At 62.0% G+C, this 736-nt stretch carries 2 pseudogenes; both read left to right on the top strand.

Features of this window, described 5'->3' with window-relative positions:
* Nucleotides 1–410, top strand: a pseudogene (locus tag HX846_RS36270) (potassium-transporting ATPase subunit B); the annotation flags it as partial.
* Nucleotides 411–539: 129 nt separating this feature from the next.
* Nucleotides 540–736 (top strand): annotated as a pseudogene (locus HX846_RS36275) (hypothetical protein); the annotation flags it as partial.

Below are 736 nucleotides of genomic sequence, written 5' to 3' on the forward strand. Positions count from 1 at the left end.
ACATGGTCGACCTCGACAGCAACCCGACCAAGCTGATCGAAGTGGTCGAGGTGGGCAAGCAGATGCTGATGACCCGTGGCGCACTGACCACCTTCAGCGTGGCGAATGACGTGGCGAAATATTTCGCGATCATCCCGGCGGCGTTTGTCGCGACCTATCCGCAACTCGGTGCGTTGAACGTGATGCACCTGAGCAGTCCCAACTCGGCGATCCTCAGTGCGGTGATTTTCAACGCGTTGATCATCGTGGCGCTGATTCCCTTGGCCCTGCGCGGCGTGACGTACCGGGCGATTGGCGCGGCAGCGTTGCTCAATCGCAACCTGCTGATCTATGGCCTGGGCGGGGTGCTGGTGCCGTTTGCCGGGATCAAGCTGATTGACCTGGTGCTGACCGGGCTGGGTCTCGTGTAGCACCGCAAACCCAATGTGGGAGCGGGCTTGCTCGCGAATACGGAGTGTCAGCCAACTCGACTGTCACTGACACACCGCTTTCGCGAGCAAGCCCGCTCCCACTATTGAACCGCATTGACCAGGAATGACATGCCCGCATTAAACGAAGAACGCCCCGACCCCGACGCCCTTCTCGCCCGGGTCCAGCAGGAAGAACAGGCCGCCTTGCGCGGCAAACTGCGTATCTACTTCGGCTCCAACGCCGGGGTGGGCAAGACCTGCGCCATGCTTGACGCGGCGCAACGGGAAGTCAGCCTGGGCCGCGACGTACTCGCCGGTGTGGTGGA

Origin of the sequence: Pseudomonas sp. K5002, from assembly GCF_013386655.1 — a bacterium.
In the GTDB taxonomy this organism is placed as follows: Bacteria; Pseudomonadota; Gammaproteobacteria; order Pseudomonadales; family Pseudomonadaceae; genus Aquipseudomonas.